Annotated in this window: 9 protein-coding genes and 2 pseudogenes; 5 read left to right on the top strand and 6 right to left on the bottom strand. The window is 53.2% G+C overall.

Annotation, left to right across the window (positions count from 1 at the left end):
- Window positions 1-130: 130 nt before the first annotated feature.
- The 3 genes and pseudogenes from folE to Q7W83_RS29290 all read right to left on the bottom strand — a co-directional run.
- Window positions 131-691, bottom strand: coding sequence for a GTP cyclohydrolase I FolE (folE, locus tag Q7W83_RS29300; RefSeq protein ID WP_473658473.1), 561 nt, complete (start codon window positions 689-691; stop codon window positions 131-133).
- 145 nt (window positions 692-836) lie between these two features.
- Window positions 837-1,301, bottom strand: coding sequence for a thiol-disulfide oxidoreductase DCC family protein (locus tag Q7W83_RS29295; RefSeq protein ID WP_473658471.1), 465 nt, complete (start codon window positions 1,299-1,301; stop codon window positions 837-839).
- 67 nt (window positions 1,302-1,368) lie between these two features.
- A pseudogene (locus Q7W83_RS29290) lies at window positions 1,369-1,896 on the bottom strand (methyl-accepting chemotaxis protein); the annotation flags it as partial.
- A gap of 1,894 nt (window positions 1,897-3,790) precedes the next feature.
- Between Q7W83_RS29290 and Q7W83_RS29285 the strand changes: the two are divergent.
- The 3 genes from Q7W83_RS29285 (at window position 3,791) to Q7W83_RS29275 (ending at window position 10,506) form a co-directional block, all read left to right on the top strand.
- The gene (locus Q7W83_RS29285; protein WP_473658469.1) at window positions 3,791-4,915 is read left to right on the top strand and encodes a response regulator; all 1,125 of its coding nucleotides are present in this window, start codon (window positions 3,791-3,793) and stop codon (window positions 4,913-4,915) included.
- 93 nt (window positions 4,916-5,008) lie between these two features.
- Window positions 5,009-9,559, top strand: coding sequence for a PAS domain-containing hybrid sensor histidine kinase/response regulator (locus Q7W83_RS29280; protein ID WP_473658467.1), 4,551 nt, complete (start codon window positions 5,009-5,011; stop codon window positions 9,557-9,559).
- Between the two features lie 11 nt (window positions 9,560-9,570).
- Complete coding sequence (locus tag Q7W83_RS29275; protein WP_473658465.1) at window positions 9,571-10,506, top strand: diguanylate cyclase; 936 nt, start codon at window positions 9,571-9,573, stop codon at window positions 10,504-10,506.
- Window positions 10,507-11,007: 501 nt separating this feature from the next.
- Here Q7W83_RS29275 and Q7W83_RS29270 read toward each other — a convergent pair.
- On the bottom strand, window positions 11,008-11,472 hold the full coding sequence (locus Q7W83_RS29270; protein WP_473658463.1) for a hemerythrin domain-containing protein: 465 nt from the start codon (window positions 11,470-11,472) through the stop codon (window positions 11,008-11,010).
- A gap of 1,596 nt (window positions 11,473-13,068) precedes the next feature.
- Here Q7W83_RS29270 and Q7W83_RS29265 point away from each other — a divergent pair.
- Complete coding sequence (locus Q7W83_RS29265; protein ID WP_473658461.1) at window positions 13,069-13,533, top strand: DUF3429 domain-containing protein; 465 nt, start codon at window positions 13,069-13,071, stop codon at window positions 13,531-13,533.
- The gene (locus Q7W83_RS29260) at window positions 13,530-14,849 is read left to right on the top strand and encodes an ABC1 kinase family protein (RefSeq protein ID WP_473658459.1); all 1,320 of its coding nucleotides are present in this window, start codon (window positions 13,530-13,532) and stop codon (window positions 14,847-14,849) included. The genes Q7W83_RS29265 and Q7W83_RS29260 overlap by 4 nt, the downstream gene beginning before the upstream one ends.
- A gap of 250 nt (window positions 14,850-15,099) precedes the next feature.
- Here the strand turns inward: Q7W83_RS29260 and Q7W83_RS29255 are convergent, their stop codons facing one another.
- Both Q7W83_RS29255 and Q7W83_RS29250 read right to left on the bottom strand, forming a co-directional pair.
- Window positions 15,100-15,342, bottom strand: coding sequence for an AbrB/MazE/SpoVT family DNA-binding domain-containing protein (locus tag Q7W83_RS29255; RefSeq protein WP_473658457.1), 243 nt, complete (start codon window positions 15,340-15,342; stop codon window positions 15,100-15,102).
- A 156-nt stretch (window positions 15,343-15,498) separates the two neighbouring features.
- Window positions 15,499-16,177, bottom strand: a pseudogene (locus tag Q7W83_RS29250) (IS3 family transposase); the annotation flags it as partial.

Genomic DNA, 16,177 nt, shown 5'->3' with positions numbered 1-16,177 from the left:
CCGGTGTGGGCATTTCAGGTGTCCGCTTTGGATTGATTGGGCATCATTGCCCTAAGTGCTGGAGGCGGGAAGCTGTGTTGGACGGACGGTTCATGTAGCCTCTCCCGCAGACAGACCCAAATTGTTGGCGTTAACCCACTCGCCCTATCAGTTGCAGGAACTCGTGACGCGTAGCGGACGACTCGCGAAAGGCGCCTAGCATCACCGACGAGGTCATCACCGAGTTTTGCTTCTCCACGCCCCGCATCATCATGCACATGTGCTTCGCCTCAATGACCACGGCAACACCGGCGGCATCGGTGATGTGCTGAATGGCGTCGGCAATTTGTTTGGTGAGGTTTTCCTGAATCTGTAGGCGGCGGGCGAACATATCGACAACTCGGGCGACCTTCGACAGGCCCAGTACCCTCCCTGTGGGGATGTACGCGACATGAGCCTTGCCGATGAAGGGCAGCATGTGATGCTCACACAATGAATACAGTTCAATGTCGCGCACGATGACCATTTCATCGTTTTGCGATTCGAACAGTGCGCCGTTGATTACTTCCTCCAGACTCATCGCGTAGCCATTGCACAGGTACTGCATCGCTTTGGCTGCGCGCTTGGGCGTGTCGAGCAGTCCTTCACGCTCAGGGTTCTCGCCTACGCCGACGAGAATTTCACGGTAATGCTCGGCTAATGATGGGTTCATTTTGATTCCTCGCCGCCATGCTGCGCTTAAGGTGGCGGCAATCCTTGGTAGCAGGGGAGTGCCTGCTGCGCACCAGATAACAAGGGGTTCGCCAGATGATCTGTGGCTCAGGTTCTGCGTCGGCCCAATGGGAAAGCGAATTTTTCTAGGTCTGCTTTGTTTTCAAAGTGGGCTGCTCGTCTGGTGCGGATTTTGACTCCGGCACCGCGCAACGGTTATCGACACAGCGACGGCGGCCATCAGGGTGAGGAAGCCACGCGAAATGGGGACGTAAGCGGCAGAAGAGGCGATAACCTAAAGCAAGCAGGGGTCGGATGGCACTCCATGTCAGTGGCGCTGCCCAAAACCCCAAACCGGCGGCTCGCCAGTTCCACAGGGTGGCGTCCAGGCCGGTTACCCAGCGGCCATCGGCGAAACGGGCGTGCAACGAGGACTGCATTTGCTCGAGCGTCAACCCGAGTGCCTTGGCGTCGAACGCACCATTGCTGATGTCAATAAATTGCAGGCGACTCTCTGCAGCGTGTCGATTCAGGATCTTGATTTCGCGCGCACACAGCGGACATTGACCGTCAAAGTACAGCGTCAGTGGCCAATCCTTTTTATTGTACATTTATAGATACCATGTATAGGTTTTTCACAAGATATGCTGAAAAAAAAGGACTGACAATGGGCCCGCCCTAAGCCACGCTGAAAAATGCGACCTTCTGGGTAAGACGATCAGCAAGCTGCGCTAACTCCTGGCTGGCCGTTGCAACTTCACGAGAGCCAGTTGCCGATTGCACCGTTGAGCTATGGATGCGCGTGATATTTTGCGCAACGTCTTCGGCCACGACGCTTTGCTGGATAGATGCGCTGGCGATTTGGGCATTCATGTGGTTTATAGCCCCGACCTGCTGGCTAATTTTAGCTAACGCCGTCTGGGCGCTGCGGGTTTGCGCAACGGTGTGGCTTACCAGTTCGCAGCTATTACGCATGGTTTGTGCAGCCGTTTCAGTTCCGCTCTGAAGGGTGCCGATCATTTCGCGAATTTCCCGGGTCGACTCCTGAGTTCGATTAGCTAGAGAGCGCACCTCATCGGCAACAACTGCAAACCCTCGGCCATGCTCACCTGCTCGGGCCGCTTCGATGGCTGCGTTCAGCGCCAACAGGTTAGTTTGCGTGGCAATTGAATTGATTACCTCGATCACTATTTCAATCTCTTCGCTACGCTTGGACACCTGCTCTACCGTATTGGTGGTTTCAACCAGTGTGTTCGCTAACTGTTCGATAGCGAGAGTGGTGTCCGCAACGACGCGATTACCGCTTACAACTTCAGTATCGGCTAAACGCGTTGCGTCCGCTGCTTGAGATGCATAGCCCGAAACTTCATTGACCGTTGCCGCCATTTGCGTAATTGCAGTTGCCACCTGCTCGGCTTCGCGGGTCTGCAGGCTGATTTGATTATTATTGGCGGACGATGTGGTCAACAGCTGCCTGGATGAATTGTTAACCTCTTGGGCCGCAATGCGTACTTCACTAATGGTATCAGCCAAACGTCTGAGGGCCGTTTTCAGGACGCCCATCACGCTGTTCGGATAATCGGTAACAATGATTTGTTGCAAATCGCCTGCGGCCAACCGTTGGATTGCCTCTGCAACCTGTGTCGGATCAGCACCCAGCGTTGATTTGACGAAGCGGATAATAGAGATCGCCAAAATGATGCTCAGCAGCAGCGCTATCCCGGTGGCCATGAGCATCAGTCCTCGAAACTCACTAGCGGTGGCTTGTACCGCACTGAGTTGGTTTTTGATCGAGGCTTCTTCGTAGTCAATCAGTGCATTCACGCGTTTCAACCACTCGCTGTATTCACCGGAGGTTTGCCGCAGCAGCAAAGCCTGGGCACCAGAAATGTCCCCGGCGCGACGCAGGGCAATTACCGACTTGGTAGAAGCTAGCGTTTGCTTTTCAATGTCTTTAATCGCCCTCAACAGCTGTTGCTCCTGCGATGTTACTCCTGCAGTTGCGAATAGCTGATCCATTGGCGTGGCTGAATCGGAGTAGGCCTGTTCTAAATTGATAACTTCATTGAGGTGGACGGTTAAGTCTTGATCACTATCCACCAACACTGCGTCTCGAATAGCAATGGCTCGGTTGTGCACGCTTCCGCGAAAGTTAATGGCGTAGCGTTGAATTTTCGCCGCATTTTCGCTTACGTGTTCCAGGGTGGCGTCGATAAAGCCCACACGTTGGATGCCCACGGCGGTGATTAGTATGAGCAGCGACACAATCGCGGCGAAACCAAGGCCTATGCGCGAGGCTAGTGAGATGGAGTTTTTCATCGGCTGAACTCTTAGATAGACCCTGTACGGGCAAGACGTGGCGGTTCTGTTTTGCTATCCATGTCAAGGGCTACTTGTGTGCCTCTACCGCCCATTTGAAAGTGACGAGAGCCCGGCGAGGCACCAGCGCGAGCAGCTGGTGATAGCTGACTGATATCAGAATGACACACATCGCATAAAACCTATACACGAAATTACTTTTGTACAGGTTTTATTGCTTCTCGCAAAGTCGAGCCACTGCTGGCAGTCGTAGTCTGGTTTCGGTTTTGCACCAAAATGGCGAGCGGATCGGCTCGTAAAAAGCTACGTGGCCCGATGAGGGAACTGGGAAGTGTTCTTTCAGTAGAAGCCGGGGCACTTCCATAAGTTTTGACGTAACACCAGCCGAAACACTATGGACGACTGTCGCTCGGGCCGTTAGCCAAGACTGCTTGGATCAGTGAATCAGAGGGGACATTGCATTTATTGGGGCCGAGGGCAGCGAGCAGCAGGACGGAATCACTCAAGCAGTTCCGCTATGGCGGCGTTCATGCACTAACCCCCGCCGGCCTAACTACCTGTGAGCTGTTTGCTTGCTTGTATAGTTCGCGGGTCGGGAATAGATTCGATTCTTCAAGGATCCTATCAAGCTACAAGCCAAAGGGAAATTGCCGTGATTTACTTAAAATCGCTCGATTACAACCTCACCATTTGATCTGAACGACGTCTATGTTTGCTGTTGGCTGATAGTCAGTCACTAAGTCATTGCTAAGTTACGTGTCAATACAGTGAGGATGATCGAATGCGCGTGATGATTCTGGATGATGATCCCTGGATATCCGATCTTTTAAAACAGCTCGTGTTGAGCATCCGTCCGGTTGCTCAGGTCGATTGCTTTATCGATGTCGCTAGCGCTTTAGATGCTTGGCAGCCGAGTACCTATCAGTTGGTGATGGCCGACTGGAATTTACCGGATGCTCCTGGCGTCAAACTGTTGCAGAAAATTCGCGAAAAAGATCAAGACACGCCGCTGATCATGATCACCGGACGCGCTGATCGAGACAGTGTGTTGGCGGTAAAATCGCTGAGAATCAGCGCATTTTTCACCAAGCCATTCCAGGTTTCGCGCGTCGTACAATGCCTGGATACGCTCCTTCCGCTTGATGAACCGCCCCTAGCGACCCCTGTCAACAATGAAGACCTGATCAGCTATCTCAGTGGTTTGTCGGCGGCTGAGTTGGACTTGCCTTTACTGGCTTCGGTAAAAGACAAGCTTCAGCTCGGCTATGGCGGGGCGGTGATGGATTTGCGAGAGCTCGCCAATGATTGGCAGTATGACCCGGCGCTATGTGCGCACTTGATCGCCGCCGCCAACGGTGCCGCGTATCTCAGGCTCGGGCAGCCATGCACGAATTTGAACGGTGCCCTGGCACGGCTGGGAGGGCTTACCAGCGTGAATCTGGCGATCAGCCAAGCCCTGCGACAGACCAATACTCAACCTGACGGTATGCTGATGACTTTTATCCAGGCTCATCTGGATGATGCCGAGCGTTTAGCTGAAAGGGTTGTTCTTCTGGGGCAACAATGTGGTCTGGATCCCGCTCCGCTGCAAAGTGCCGCTCTGTTGCACCGCATGGGCGAACTCTGCGTGCTGTACCAAACTCAGAAATGGGAGAATCAGGGCAATAGCGTGAACGAAGAAACGCTCACCCACGCTGTTCGTGATTTTTCAGCGCCTTTTGCGATTCGCTTGAAAGCTCGCTGGGGGCTGCCTATGGTTCTACGCGAGTTGATAGGCGCAATTTATGCGTTGCCCAACAGGCAAGTTCGCCGCGAACAAGTGGTGATGCGCCTTGCTGCCGCCATGAACAACTGCGAACCCGAAGCAGACATAGACAGACTTCAACGATTAGCCGGTCTGACCTGAGCGTATTAGTGACTTACAGGTTGGATATCTTGTGGCCCCCCAACAGGGTTTAAAATTTAATCTTGAAGGCTGAAGGCCTTCTGCGATGGGACAATGCGGGTGAGAAAACATAAGTTTTTTGCATGGAACTGGGGAGTAGCCGTCACTCTGGCCGTGGGGTTAGGGGCAAGCATTCTGGGTGGCTGGATCCTTGAACGCATCAACGAACAGCAGGCTCAAGCAGCGATTAAAAAGGCGACCGAAGACGCCGCAGAGTTGGTTTTAATGCGTCTCAATCTTTACCAATACGGTTTGCAAGGCGCTCGTGGAGCGGTGCTCACAGCAGGCGAATATGACATTAGCCGTGAAGTGTTTCGCCGATATCACAGAACCCGTGACCTCGCTTTCGAGTTTCCCGGCGCTAGTGCCTTTGGTTTTATCAGGCGTGTACCAGAGCGCGATGAAAACGAGTTTCTCAAGCACGCTCAAGCTGACGGCGCAGCGGATTTCTCCATTCATCAATTCTCAGCGCATTCAGGCGAGCGCTACGTCATTCAATATGTCGAACCGGCTGAAGATAACCAGGCCGCAATTGGCTTGGACATAGCGTCAGAGACATCGCGGCGAGAGGCTGCACAATCCTCGATACAAAGCGGTGCGGCACGGATCACTGGGCCCATCACGCTAATACAGTCCATAGGAAAACCGCAGCAGTCTTTCCTGGTATTGATGCCCATCTTTCGCGGCAGAGTGACTCCGGTTACGGCTGCTGAACGCGAGGCCGCAGCTTTTGGCTGGAGCTATGTCGTTTTGCGGACAGAGGAGGTGCTCAGAGGCCTGCGCATAGAAAACGAGACGATGCATCTGCGATTAAGGGATATCACCGTCCCAGGTCAAGAAAAGCTGTTTTATGAAAGCAGCGACGAATCGGCTCGCCGTGAAACGCTGATGACCCATCAGATAGAGCGCGAGGTATACGGAAGGCGTTGGCAAATCGAACTCGACGCAAATTCGCTGTTCATCCAGGGCCTGCATCAGGTCTCGCCAAAAGTTGTCCTGTTTTACGGTGGTTTTCTCACGCTTCTTCTGGCGACCTTGGCGAGTGTCGTCAGTGTCAGCCGTCAACGTCGGCGGCAGATATTGGCGGAACAGGCAAGACTGGCTTCCATCGTTGAAAGCTCGGCAGATGGCATTATCGGAAAAACACTCGATGGCATCATCACTAACTGGAACAAAGGAGCCGAGCGCCTTTTTGGGTACACCGCCGAGGAAGCGGTGGGACAGACACTCACCAATCTGATTGTTCCGGCAGAACTTGTCACAGAGGAAGCTCATATCCTTGCGCAGATCAGGGCGGGTGAGCGTATCGGCAGCTTTGATACGCAACGCCATCACAAAGACAGGCGACTGATCGATGTCTCCGTCAGCATCTCACCCATTTATGGCGAGGATGGTCGCGTCATTGGTGCGTCCAAGACGTTAAGGGATATCTCGGCGAAAAAAGTGGCAGAGGCCCGAATTCTTGAACTCAACTCCAACCTCGAAGAGCAGGTTGCGCAACGAACATTCGAGTTGCTGCATCTCAATCTGTTGTTGGACACGGTGCTGCGCTCGGCCACTGAGGTTTCGATCATTGCGACGGATCTCGATGGCGTTATCCGTGTGTTCAACAAAGGCGCCGAGCATTTGTTGGGTTATGACGCCGATGAGTTACTAGGCAAAGACACCCCGGCGCTCTTCCATGTCCCAGAGGAAGTCGCTGCACGTGGCGTTGAGCTGAGCGAGGAGTACGCTCAGACCATCAACGGTTTCCGTGTGTTTACTCATAAACCTGAGCTTGAAGGCGCAGAAACCCGAGAGTGGACTTACACGCGCAAGGATGGCTCGCGGTTTCCTGTCACGCTAGTGGTCACCTCTATGCGCGATGCCGATGGAGTATTGAGCGGTTATCTGGGTATTGCGGTCGACATCACCGAACGTAAAGCGGCAGAAAAGGAACTGGCTGCGAGTCTGAAGACGACACTTGAACAACGTAGCGAACTGATGGCGGTGCACGATCAACTGCTGATGGCTGCTGAAGTAGCCGAATTGGGCGTCTGGTCTTGGACGTTGGCGGACAATAACTTGCAGTGGAATGACCGTATGTTCGAGTTCTACGGGCAGCCACTGACGTTGCGCAATAACGGTCTGAGCTATATGCATTGGTACTCGCGTGTTCACCCCGAGGATGTCGTGGCAGCGGCGGCAAAGCTGAATGCCGCCGTCGAGGGGACTGATGTTTATGACACGATTTTCCGTGTCGTTCGCCCGGACGGCCAGATCCGCTTCATACACGCCGGTGCACAGATAGAACGCAGTCCAGACGGTACAGCGTTGCGCGTGACCGGCATCAATCGGGACATCACTGTTCAACGCGAGCTAGAGTCGCATCTGCTGTACGCCAAGGAACAGGCCGATGCAGGAAGTGCGGCCAAGTCAGCCTTCCTGGCCAACATGAGTCATGAAATACGCACACCGATGAACGCCGTGTTGGGTATGTTGCAGTTGGTGCAGAACACTGACCTGAATGATCGCCAAGTCGATTATGTGACCAAAGCAAAGGCCGCTGCGAAATCACTGCTTGGTTTACTCAATGACATTCTCGATTATTCCAAGATTGAGGCGGGCAAGCTGCAACTCGATGTACACCCGTTCGAGCTTGAACCGCTCATGCGTGACCTCGCCGTTGTGCTGGCAGGTAACCAGGGCGATAAGAAGGTTGAGGTCATGTTCGACCTAGACTCCAATTTACCCAACGACCTGATCGGCGATAGCCTGCGACTGCAACAGGTACTGATCAACCTGGCGGGTAACGCCCTCAAGTTCACCCTGGAAGGCCAGGTCGTGGTCAGCGTTGAACAACTGATGCGCACGGAAAATGCTGTGAGTTTGCGCATTGCCGTTTCTGATACCGGCATCGGTATCAGTCCGGAACAGCTTCGGCGCATTTTTGAAGGCTTCACTCAGGCCGAGGCTTCAACTTCCCGGCGCTTTGGTGGCACAGGTCTGGGTCTGGTGATCTGCAAACGGTTGGTCACCTTGATGGGTGGTGCACTTCAAGTGGAGAGCACACAAGGTGTCGGGAGTCGTTTCTGGTTCGATATCACACTTGATGTAGCGCCGACGTCATTGGTCAGATCGGCCTGGACTGAAGTCGATTTGCCCATACGTATTCTGGTCGTCGACGACAACGCCATGGCGAGTGAATTGCTGTTGCGAACCGTTCGTGCATTCGGATGGATTGCTGACAGCGTGAGTGGTGGTACTCAAGCGGTGGAATGGGTGAAGAAAGCCCAGGCGCTAGGTGAAGCCTACGACGTGGTGCTGATGGACTGGCGGATGTCTGATATGGATGGACTAAGCGCTGCGCAATTGATTCATCAGCAGGGCAACGGTGTGCCACCTCCGATGGTCATTATGATCACTGCTTACGGTCGCGAGGTATTGGCTGACGCACACCAGGCGGGAGACGCCCCCTTCGTGGGTTTCCTCACCAAACCTGTCACTCCTAAGCAGCTTGCCGACGCTGTTCAGCGAGCACTTAACGGCAAAGACCAGTTGCATTCCCCCCTTTCCCGGTCAACGGTTGACAGGCTGCAGCGTCTGGCCGGGCTGCGACTATTGGTGGTGGAAGACAACATGCTCAATCGCCAGGTCGCCGATGAGTTACTGACAAGGGAAGGTGCTCAGGTGACGCTGGCCGAAGGCGGGCTGGAAGGTGTGAGCAAGGTGATGAATGAGCATGTGCCCTTTGACGTCGTATTAATGGATATCCAGATGCCAGATATTGATGGCCTGGAGGCGACTCGCCGCATTCGATCGAACCCACGCTTCGCAACGCTGCCGATTGTGGCGATGACCGCAAATGTCTCCAATACCGACCGTGAAGCCTGTCTTGCTGCGGGGATGAATGATCATGTCGGCAAACCTATAGACCTAGAACAACTCGTGGTAACGCTGCTCTTTCAATCGGGCCGTGAAGATAGTCAGGCAACTTCAATCTTGGGACAAGCCAATGCACGAGAGGACGTTATAGAGTCTCGTACATCAACTATTGACCGCTTTGGTGGTAACCTCGATTTGATCCGCACGGTACTACGTACCTTTGGCCCAGAGATGGGAAAACAGCTTGTCCAGTTGCGCGATCAGATCCAGCGGCAAGATGCATCGGGGGCCGCGTTTGTACTCCATACTATTAAAGGTAGCAGCGGTACTATGGGCGCCAAGGCATTGTCGCTGCTGGCAGGCGACCTGGAGCACAAACTGAAATCTGCCGATTCAGAGTCTGTAGCGAGTCTTTTGGCCGACCCAATATGGTTTGACGGGTTGAGCAGGTTACTGCAACAAAGCCTTGAGCAAATGAATGTCGATTTCGGTGAGAGCCCGCGTGCAAAAAGTAGTGCTGACGAAGATTCCGTGGCGCCGGCGCAATGGAGAGAGTCTCTAGAGGAGATTTTGCTATTGCTGGAAACGGGTAACCTTCAAGCTATAGAACTGGCAGACGCATTGGCGTCAAAAATGCCGCAATCCCTGCGCCCACAGTTCGACGAACTTGTTGTCAGGGTGCATTCGCTCGACTTTTCCGCTGCGATGCCGATTGGTCGTGACCTGTTGAGATCTGCCTGATGGAACAATCGATGGAAACCTGGCTGCCGCATTCCTTTAACCGTCCAAAACTCCTTATTGTCGACGACCAACCGACTAATATCCGGGTACTTCATGAGCTATTTCGTGAGGACTGTGATGTGTTCATGGCCACCAGCGGTGAGCAGGCAATCAGCGTATGCCAGACCCAACTACCCGATTTGATTCTCCTGGATGTAATCATGGAGGGGATGGACGGGCATGAAGTATGTCGTCGACTGAAGGTTGACCCTGCGACCCAAGCCATTCCCATCATCTTCATTACCGCACAGCAGCAGGAGTCGGATGAGGTGCTAGGCCTGGAGCTAGGCGCGGTGGACTTCATCAGTAAGCCTATCAATCCCACCATCGTCAGAGCACGTGTGCGAACACATCTGACCCTGAAGCTACAGAACGATCTGCTGCGCTCTATGGCGTTGATGGATGGCCTTACTGGAGTGGCAAATCGACGCAAATTCGATGAGGACATATTGGCGGCTTGGCGTCTGTGCTTTCGAGAGCAAAAGCCGCTATCGCTCATTATGGTGGATGTCGACTATTTCAAACGCTACAACGACCGATATGGGCACCAGGCTGGAGATGGCTGCTTGAAATCCGTTGCCCAAGCGCTATCTGAAACGGTTAGGCGGCCCTATGACCTGGTCGCTCGGTATGGTGGCGAAGAGTTCGCCTGCGTTCTGCCCAATACAGTTCTTTCTGGTGCGGTCGAGATTGCAGAAAGAATGCAAGAACGTGTTCGGACAATGGGCATCGAACATTCTGCTTCCGATGTAAATCGTGTGGTGACTATTTCTCTAGGCGTTGCAACATTGACTCCCACTAGAGATCTTGAGTTCCAGGCTTTGATAGAAGCTGCGGACAAGCAACTCTACGAAGCTAAGAAGGCGGGCAGGGCGCGGGTATGTTCATCTGCAATGTCGTCCAGTTAAGAGTTTCTCCCGTTGCTGACTGCATGTTTGGTTGGAGCTTACTACCGGCAGCAACGGGCTAAAGGGAGCGTCTAAGCAACCCGAAACAATGGTTAATCTCCTTTACCTTACTCTGCACAAGCCGGCGATCAGGGCATAATGCATATGCCCAGTTTGCTGCTTGGCTTTGGCTGCTTTGGGTCGAGGCTGTGTAAAAACGTTTTTCAGCGCGACAGGTATTCGAAACCGAAATAAAAATCGCGCCTCTACGCAAAATCCACATCTACTGATGCGCCGATAAACTTTAACGTAGACGCGCGCGCTTCAATTTTGGCGAAGCGGTTTTACACACTCTGCGCCGACTGCTGCCTATTACTAAGGGCAGCAATCGATACTTGCAACGAGGAATAGTCAATATACGGACACCCCAGTGAGCAAATAAAGCTCGGGGACACACAATCACTTTGTCAGATCGCGGACAAAGTAGTAACTACATTTCTAATGTCTACGGGTGAGCTCCAATTAATGCCATTGACGCTTTATTTTCTGCCACTGCTCGTCTGACAGCCACTTATCTGCCAACGGAAAGAAAATATTTTCCTCCGAGTCCATATGATCGAAATATTTTTTTATGAAGTCATCGATAGTGTCAGCAACTACTCTCGTTTCCTGAGTTGTGTCCTCCAACATCTTCAACTGTCCAGCAATGCGCCCAAATGCTTGATGATCTCGCTCGATATCCTTGACCCGTTGGTGGATCGGTGCCTCAGTCGCTAGCAATGCCAGCCGAATAAGTTCTTCATTTTCATGGTGGTATTGTTCTGCATCACCATGCATGGCTTCCAGCATCTTGAACAACAGCTTGCAGTCATCAGCACCATCGGATTCGGATTCATGCCTCATCTTCCTCAGCAACTCTTTGATCTGAGTGATTTTTATAGCCACCTCATGATGATATGCCTGAAGTTCTATCAACAAGACGTTCATATCAAAACCTCTTCACGACACCAACCATCACAGAGAAATATTTCTTAACCAGCGACCTCCAAGGCAAACAATTATTTAAATCTCCATATTTATCAATGCCTTGTTAACCGAGCTCACCAGCATGATTTAACATTATTAGTATAGGCGAGCAAAGAGCCCCCACCCCTGGAAATTTGCCACCCTTTGAAAAAATTAAATATGAAATGAATAATCATATGTACCATTTTGATCTTTCGGATGTCAGCCAGCGAATACGGAGGGAGAGAGCGTGCCGCCCACAAGGTAGATCCCGTGCCTTTTTTACGCTGCTTCCAATCGACTCATGTCCGGTCGTGCTTCTCATCGGAAACTGACTGCGGTCGCTTGCGATGGTGGCTTATAGCCGCTAAGAGTAAGGAGGTGCTTGGAGAGGGCGTGAAGATGATTTCGAGATTTGTTGTTGTCCCTGCAATCCCAACGGAAACGGGTTCAATGCGTCACGGATCGCGCTTCTACTGTCAGACTGCACCTATAGGCTTCAACCTCTATGACAATGAGGAGAAGCTTCGGCTGAAGACTACCTATCAGACCCGAGAAGAAGCCGAGAGTGAATGTCAGCGGGTTAACCTTGAGCGTCTTCAAGGCGTCCATTCGGAAAGGGAGTCCGTCACTGGGCTATAGGCATTCACTCCCGCATAGTCATCAGGCGCCCGGTTTCCGAAACGAGTGGATCAGGAACTCGCGTAAGCACGACGTACGCCGCTTTGACGCGAATGCTCGGTATTCAGGAGCAAACAAACAGCGTCTGCCTCCGCCCTGACGTTGAGCACGCCATGCTTGCTAGCCGAACCTCCCTCTGCAAGGTCGACAACCCTGTGTCGCTTGCTTCCATCGTCCAGTGTGGTTGTCTCAATCACTCTGAATTTTGCGTGCATGGTTTTTTTTCGTGCCGTCGTGCGTGCCTTCTTTGTAGGCTTCCGGCCAAGTCATCTACCCAGCCCCGCAAAGCCAAGACATGGTGCCCACTTAAATTTAAGTGGGCACCAGTTTTAGCCTTTTAAGCGTGTATTTCATGCAGCTCGTTCACAGCCAACACGCCGTTCCTATTCCAAGTATTTCAAAGCCCAATTCATTCAAGAGTGTGCCCAGGCCGGTGATTCGACTACTAACATCGTGCTCAGCCATAGAATCAACGCAAATCGAGGTGAGGTAGAAGGCTGGCTCCAAACCGGCCCAGTAGAACTCGTATTAGGCTTCCCGACGTAAGTTTTTACAACGCCAAAATTTCGAGGCTTTCCTGTCGACCTCGCGCTTTGCCTCCGCTGAAGGGAGGCCAGTAAACATCTTAAACTCGCCGCAGGGCAGGGAGCCTTGGACGACCAGGCAAAGCACAGCTAGGGTGCGGTCGACTTGGTAAATGCAGGCACTGAGCATGATCGAAGGATTCGAAGCTCCTCAGATGCCGTCGCCTGCTTGCCCTAAAATGAATGTGGCAATGACCTAGTTCTACAAAGCGACTCATTACGATGACCCCGGCTTCGGATCGCCATCAATATCTCGCCCAAGCGGGGCTTTTGGGCCTACAGTCTTGAGTGTTGCTCACTGCAGGGAATACAAATGAACGCGTTGCCTTCAACCGATCTGCCAAAGCACGTCAGCCTGCTCGGTTATGGCGGTCTGTTGCCGTTTATTTTTCTGGCGCTGCTGATTCCGTTCTCTCTCGACTATCGGCCGTTGTTTGCGATTGCGCTTGTTAACTATGGCGCAGTCATCCTGAGCTTCGTCGGCGCCTTACACTGGGGCTTCGCCATGACCGTGCAAGACATGAGCGCCGAGCAGGGCAGAGACCGGTTCATCTGGAGTGTCATTCCTGCGCTTGTTGCTTGGATTGCCACGTTACTGCCAATGCCATTGGGTTGCTTGCTGTTGGTCATCGGCTTTGTTGCCCACCTCCGGCAGGACAGGCAGCTGTTGCGGGTTACGAGCTTGCCCGCTTGGTACTTGCCGATGCGATTACGGCTTACCCTCGTGGCGAGCGTCTGCTTGCTGCTTGCCGCGATCGTTGAGGCGCTTCATTCATGAAGCCTCGTGAGCCCGGTTCGTTGCCCGTGCCTGGCAGCCGCTTATCGCGGTTGATGCGTTTCGGCAGTTTGGCCTCGGGCGTCGCGGGCGGCATGCTAGCCGAAGGCGCTCGGCAGTGGGTTCAGGGCAAACGTCCGGCGCTCAGCGAACTGCTGTTGACGTCGGGCAATGTGCATCGGGTGGTCGAGCAACTGTCGCAACTGCGTGGCGCCGCCATGAAGGTTGGACAGTTGTTATCGATGGATGCAGGTGATTTGTTGCCGCGCGAGTTCAGCGAAATCCTTTCTCGTCTGCGTTGCGACGCTCACCCTATGCCTATGAGCCAGTTGGTGGCAGTCCTCAACGAAAACTGGGGCAAGGGGTGGGAAGGGCGCTTCGAACGGTTTTCCTTCACGCCATTGGCGGCAGCGTCCATCGGCCAGGTTCATGCTGCGAAAGATAAGGACGGCCAACGCCTGGCGATCAAGGTGCAATATCCTGGCGTGCGCGAGAGTATTTCGAGCGATGTGGATAACGTTGCTACCTTGTTACGCATGTCCGGGATGCTGCCTAAGGGCATGGACGTCGCTCCATTGCTACAAGAGGCCAAGCGTCAGCTGCAGGATGAAGCGGACTACATGAAAGAAACCGAGCACTTACGGCGCTTTGATCAACTGTTGGCCGACAGTCCTGACTTTCTGGTTCCTCGTGCGTATGCCCAGTTCAGTACGCCGAATATTTTGGTGATGTCCTTCGTCGATGGAGTAGCGGTGGAGTCACTAGAGCTCGCGCCGCAGGCAGAGCGCGACCGGATCATCATGTTGCTATTCGGCCTGTTTTTGCGCGAGGTGTTCGAGTTCCAGTGCGTGCAGACCGACCCTAACTTTGCCAATTACCGTTATCAGCAAGGCTCCGGACGGATGGTGTTGTTGGACTTCGGCGCCACGCGACTTTATGACCGCAACACAACCGAGGCCTATCGCCGCTTGTTGATTGCAGGCCTGCATGAAGACCGTGCCGCCATCACCAATGCCGCGCTGGACGTCGGCTATTTTCAGCCTGAAACGCTGCCCAAACACCGAGCGGTGCTCACTGATCTCATTACACAGGCCTGCGAGCCACTTAGGCATCAAGGTGCCTATGACTTTGCGACGACTGACTTGGCCGTACGCCTACGTGATACCGGTTGGGAACTAGGTGCCGACCGCGACTTCTGGCACACGCCACCTGTGGATGTACTGTTTCTGCATCGCAAGGTGGGAGGTTTGTACCTGTTGGCCGCGAAGCTGAAGGCGCGGGTGAATGTCCGGAGGCTGTTCGAGTCTTACGTGATTTGAGCGCTTTATGGACGATAAATGCTCGCCTTGGATACCGCTACCGCTTAACCAGGCCTTTACATAATTCTTGGCCCGCAAGTATCTGATCTCTGATTCAATGGGCGATTTTCTGGGCTGCGGAGCTAAAGCTACATCGGCTATCGCTCATTCGGGCTTAAGCCCGGCTCGACCCAAAGTCTTCATATGCCCTGAGCGATTCACTCCGCAGTTGGCCTGCCACGATTGATTCGAGAGGCGCATTGCAGCTGCCTCATTTCTCCGGGGCGTTACCAAGTCGTCCGCTATCCCAGGCTTCAGTCAGCTCGTCTATGCGATCCGCAATCTGAGGCGTTTTTGATAGGACAAGGCCGCGCGTATTGCCGACAAACTCCTCGATCAGATACAGCGAGTCGCCAACATCGAGCTCCAGTTCCTGCAGCGCCTCATCGGGAATTCGAATCGCACCGTCACCATCCCATTCTTCGATGATGACCTTCAAAGGGGGCTTTCTCACGTGTGGTCTCCATTGGTTCTAATTCTGAAGCCGTCCAATGCCTTTAGATTCACTGCGGCGTGTATTACAGATCTGGATAATCTTCCACCCTAAGGCTAGGAGCCCCCGTGTCCTGAGACTCACGCTTAGGCGCATGCTTGAATCGCCCCGGATTCTCTAGACACCTTGCAAGCTCATTGCGTAACGCTTTTCAAACTCTACCGGTGACAGCTGATTGTTGAAACCATGGCGGCGTTTTACGTTGTAGAACATCTCGATGTAATCAAACACATCACTCCGAGCATCTTCCCGCGTGGTGTAGATTTTTCGCTTGATCCGTTCCCGTTTCAGAAGCTGGAAAAAGCTCTCGGCCACGGCGTTGTCATGACAGTTGCCTCGGCGACTCATGCTGGCAACCAAATTGTTTGCCTTCAAAAAGCTGCGCCAATCGGAGCTGCTGTACTGGGCTGCCTTGGTCGGAATGAACCATCACCTCTTGCTTCGGTTTACGCCTCCAAACCGCCATCAACAACGCATCAATAGCCAATTCACTTGTCATCTGCGACTTCATTGACCAGCCAACGACCTGCCGAGAAAACAGATCCAGTACCACCGCCAAATACAACCAGCCTTCATACGTACGAATGTACGTGATGTCGGTTACCCAAACCTTGTTGGGTTCCACAACATCGAACTGGCGCTTCAGCAAATTGGGTGAGACGACCGCTGGCTTACCGCCGTACTTTCCAGGGCGGCGTCGATAACCTGTCTGAGAACGCAGACCTTCAAGACGCATCAGCCTCGCCACACGATGACGACCACAATCCTCACCGACCTCGCGCAGATCGTCGTGGAT

Source organism: Pseudomonas sp. 300, assembly GCF_055803035.1.
The sequence above is the reverse complement of the archived record's forward strand: the minus strand, read 5'-3'. Positions and strand labels throughout refer to the sequence as shown.

What these genes read in the sequence shown, in the direction of transcription:
- folE (WP_473658473.1), bottom strand. Translation starts at nt 691, where the DNA reads ATGAACCCATCATTAGCCGAGCATTACCGTGAAATTCTCGTCGGCGTA.
- Q7W83_RS29295 (WP_473658471.1), bottom strand. Translation starts at nt 1,301, where the DNA reads ATGTACAATAAAAAGGATTGGCCACTGACGCTGTACTTTGACGGTCAA.
- Q7W83_RS29265 (WP_473658461.1), top strand. Translation starts at nt 13,069, where the DNA reads ATGAACGCGTTGCCTTCAACCGATCTGCCAAAGCACGTCAGCCTGCTC.
- Q7W83_RS29285 (WP_473658469.1), top strand. Translation starts at nt 3,791, where the DNA reads ATGCGCGTGATGATTCTGGATGATGATCCCTGGATATCCGATCTTTTA.
- Q7W83_RS29275 (WP_473658465.1), top strand. Translation starts at nt 9,571, where the DNA reads ATGGAAACCTGGCTGCCGCATTCCTTTAACCGTCCAAAACTCCTTATT.
- Q7W83_RS29260 (WP_473658459.1), top strand. Translation starts at nt 13,530, where the DNA reads ATGAAGCCTCGTGAGCCCGGTTCGTTGCCCGTGCCTGGCAGCCGCTTA.
- Q7W83_RS29270 (WP_473658463.1), bottom strand. Translation starts at nt 11,472, where the DNA reads ATGAACGTCTTGTTGATAGAACTTCAGGCATATCATCATGAGGTGGCT.
- Q7W83_RS29280 (WP_473658467.1), top strand. Translation starts at nt 5,009, where the DNA reads ATGCGGGTGAGAAAACATAAGTTTTTTGCATGGAACTGGGGAGTAGCC.